Here is a 3,763-nt window from a genome sequence, read left to right as displayed (position 1 = left end):
GCCTGGGAGGGCGGGGCTGGATGATCATGGGCGGCGGCGGGAGAGGGTGGTTGCCGCTGCTGGCGCTGTTGCGCGGCGGCTTGGTATTGATGCGCCCGTCGAGGCTGCGCATGAGGTTGAGGTCAGTGGCCGGAGGCCGGCGGTGCCGCCGCTGTCCGGTGGTGTGGTGGCCGATCTGGATGCCGTCCGGCGGTGGTTGTCGGTGTTCGACTGGAAGGTTCCGGTCCGGCTGGGCGTGGGTGCGTTCTGTCGGGAACGTTTTGGGGCCGGATCACGTACACCGTTTCTGGTGGTGTGCCGGCAGGCCACGGCGGCGCTGCCGCACCTGTTCGGACCTGCTGCGATGCCGTGGTTCCTGGACCTGGGCGGCAGTCCCCGGCTGCGCGAGCTGGACCGGCTCCGGGAACGGGCCCGCGCGCTCGCCCGCGAGGGCGACCTCAGCCGCCGGCAGGTGCTGGACGACACCGCCGACTGGCCCGCCTGGCTGACCTCGCCTTCCTCCGCCGGTTTCTACCTGCAGATCCTCCCCGGCAAGGTCGTGGTGAACGCCGTACACGCTGGGCACGGGCGCGCGTCCGGCCGTCTGCACCACCTCCTCCGCCGCGCGGGCACCGCACCCGAGCGACCCGCCGGTACGGACCTGCCGCTCGCCGAGTTCGGCGGCAGGTACGGCTCCGCACTAAACACCCGCACGCCGAGCACCCTCTTCGAGATCGACCTCCCCGGCACGGCGTCCGCCCGCGACCCCGGACACCGGATCCCGGCAGGCGAGCTCCAGGTCGTACACGATCCGGAGACCGATCTCGTCTCCCTGCACAGCGAGCGGCACGGACGGATCGAGCCGGTGCATCTCGGCATGATGGGCGAGCTGGCGCTGCCCGCGGTGTCCGGCTTCCTCGAACGCGCCTTCGCCCCCACCTACCTGTTCCACCCGAGCGTCCCGCCGCTGATCTCGCTGCGCGACCTCGCCAACGGAGCACGGCGGTTCCCCAGGGTGTCCGTCGGTGACGTCGTCGCGCAGCGCGCCCGCTGGACCGTGCCCGCCGCCGAGGTGCCCGCCCGTTCGGGGCCGGACGCCGAATATCTGCTCGCGCTGGCCGAATGGCGGCACGCGTACGACCTCCCGGAACGCTGTTTCGTGCGCGGCTGGAAACCCGACACCGAACTCGGCAAAAGCCGCAAGCCCAGCTACGTCGACTTCGCCTCCTGGCACCTGGCCGCCCTGTTCGAGCGGGCGGCGCGGTCGCACGCCGCGCTCGTCATCGACGAGGCCCTGCCCGACCCACTGGCCGGCGGCGCGCCCGCACACGTGACCGAATACCACGTCGAGATCCACGCAGGGGGAGCGGCCGATGAGATCCACGCAGGGGGAGTGGCCGATGTCTGACCAGCGCTGGCTCAGCGCGCATCTGCACTACCGCGGTGACCTCGACACGCTGTTGCGGGACGCGGTGGCGCCGCTGGTACGCGCGCTCGGGGCCGATTTCTTCTTCCTGCGTTACTGGGACGGCGGCAGCCACGTACGGCTGCGCCTGCGCGGCGCGGACGAGGCCGTCGTCGTCGGCCACATGAACGCCTATTTCGCCGCGCATCCCGCGCCCGAGAGCATGACCGCGCGGGAGTACGCCGAGGTCGCGGCGGTGCTGGCGGCCCGCGAGGGCATGACGGACCACCTCACGTCGCTCCGGCCGAACAACTCCGTCGAGTTCGCCCCCTACCGGCCCGAAACCGCGAAGTACGGCACCGGCGACACGCTGCGCGCGGTCGAGCGGCACTTCACCGAGTCCAGCCGGCTCGCGCTGGACGTCCTCGACCGTCGCCCGACCGCCAACCAGCGCGAACTCGCCGTCCTCGGCATCCTGCTGCTCTCCTGGTACGCCGCCGGCGTGCCGGGTGTCCGCCCGGCCGACGACGTCGAGGCGCTGTGCCGGGGCTGGCGCGGCGGTCAGGACCTGCCCGAGGACCGGGTGGAGGCCGAGTTCGCACCGGTACGTGAACGAGTGCTGCGCCTGGCCAATGCCCTCCGCCCCCTCGCCTCCACCTCCCCCGACTCCGGTCCGAGCCATCCCGGTCCCAGTCACCCTGGTCTCGGTTCGAGCCATCCCGGTCCTGGCCCGAGTCGCCCTGGTCCCAGTTCGGGCCCTGCTCTGGGCACGGGTTTCGCCTCGGGCGCGGGCCCTGCCTCGGGTACGAGCCTGCACGCGTGGGCGGGCACGTTCGCGCGGCTCAGCGCCGCCTTGGCAGCGGTGGATCGGCCAGGGGATGGACCGGTGGATCAGCAGGCGGATCCGCCGGTGGGTCGGCCGGCGGATGGGCCAGTGGGTCGGCCGGCGGATGGGGCGGTGGATCGGTTGGTGGTGGTGGATAACTGTGCGCATCTGGCGGCTAATCGGCTGGGTGTGTCCATGGCGGCTGAGGTGCGGTTGCGGCTGCTCGCCGTACGGGGATTGCGGGAGTCCGTTGTGGCGGGGAGGCGATGATGAACTGGCGACGCGTCGACGTGGCGTACCACGACCCGGAGCTTGACCATCTGATCCTGGCGGCCCGTCCGCTGCTTGGGGAGGCGTCGGGCCGATGCTGGTTCCAGCGGCACTGGGTATGCGGGCCGCATCTGGAGTGGTGGTTCGACGGTGCCAGGCCCACGTGGGATCGGGTGCGCGAGGTGCTGGAGGCGGCCCTGCGCGCCCGGCCGTCGCGGGTCCGGATCGATCAGGACCGGCTGCTCGCCCAGCACCGGCACCTGGCCGCCGCCGAACGGATCGACGAGCCGCTGCTGCCGTTCTACGAGGACAACACGGTGCACCGGGCCGTTCCGCGGTCCCGCGCGCACGTGCTGGGCGGGGTGGCCGCAGAGGAGCTGTTCCACGACTTCCACAGCGCCGCGAGCGTCGCGGCGTTCGACCAGCTCGACGCCGTGGCGGCGGGGGAGTCGCGGCTGGCGCTGGCGTTCGAGCTGATGGTGGCCGCCGCGCACGCCTATGCCGAGGGCGGCATCGCCGGGGGTTTCGTGTCGTTCCGGTCACACGCCGAGGCGTTCCTGGCGAGTACGGCGCAGCCCGGGACGGTGCGTGAGCGCTGGGACGCCCAGTACGCCTCCCGCGCCGGTGAGCTACGTGCGCGGGTGGCCGATGTGGTGGCCGGGACGCCGCGCGGGCGGGCGTGGGCCGAGTTGCTCGACGGGTTCGCCGGGCGTGGGGACGAGTTGATCGCCTCCGGGGCGCTGGTGGTCGAACCCGCGTCGCCGGATGCGGTCGCCGAGCCGGACTCCGAGTTCCACCGGGCGCTGCGTGGCAACCGCGCCTGGCAGGAGGAGGTGCTGCGCTCGGCGTCGTTCCGCCGGTACCGGCTGTTGCTGAACCTGACCTACCTGCAGTTGTCCCGGCTGGGGGTGACCGCCGTGCAGCGGTCGCTGCTGTGCCACTTCGCCGCCTCGGCGGTCGAGCAGGAGTACGAGGTGTCCGCCATCGAGATCGCCACGGGAGGCACGTGATGTCCATACAGGTCGAGCCGGTCGTGACACACCGATGGGCGCTGCGGCCCGGCGTCTACCGGGCGACCGCCGCCAACGGCGACCTCATGCTGGCCGCCTGGCCGCACGCCACCCTCCTCGGCCGCGCCTCCCCGGCCCTACTGGCCCTGCTGGACGCCCTCTCCGACCGCCCGATCCCCCTCGACGACCCCCACGACCCCGACGACCTGCGCGACGGGAACGACGCGCACGACCTGCGCAACTCGCGTCGGCCGATCGTCGGCGAGCGGGGGG

The 3,763-nt window shown here is 72.7% G+C and carries 4 protein-coding genes; all 4 read left to right on the top strand.

The window, feature by feature from the left end; translation table 11 throughout:
* The first annotated feature begins 289 nt into the window (after positions 1 to 289).
* Positions 290 to 1,387 (top strand): lantibiotic dehydratase, encoded by a 1,098-nt coding sequence (locus ITP53_RS54360; protein WP_207757727.1) that lies wholly within the window; start codon positions 290 to 292, stop codon positions 1,385 to 1,387.
* Entirely contained in the window at positions 1,380 to 2,480 is a 1,101-nt protein-coding gene (locus ITP53_RS54355) for a lantibiotic dehydratase C-terminal domain-containing protein (RefSeq protein WP_195903310.1), read from the top strand. The genes ITP53_RS54360 and ITP53_RS54355 overlap by 8 nt, the downstream gene beginning before the upstream one ends.
* The gene (locus ITP53_RS54350; RefSeq protein ID WP_195903309.1) at positions 2,480 to 3,490 is read left to right on the top strand and encodes a thiopeptide maturation pyridine synthase; all 1,011 of its coding nucleotides are present in this window, start codon (positions 2,480 to 2,482) and stop codon (positions 3,488 to 3,490) included. The genes ITP53_RS54355 and ITP53_RS54350 overlap by 1 nt, the downstream gene beginning before the upstream one ends.
* Positions 3,490 to 3,763, top strand: a 274-nt coding sequence (locus tag ITP53_RS54345) for a hypothetical protein (protein ID WP_195903308.1), incomplete at its 3' end; no start/stop codon positions are given. The genes ITP53_RS54350 and ITP53_RS54345, both read left to right, overlap by 1 nt.

The sequence above is a fragment of the Nonomuraea cypriaca genome, assembly GCF_015645445.1.
In the GTDB taxonomy this organism is placed as follows: Bacteria; Actinomycetota; Actinomycetes; order Streptosporangiales; family Streptosporangiaceae; genus Nonomuraea; species Nonomuraea cypriaca.
This window is presented reverse-complemented; position numbering and strand designations above follow the sequence as displayed.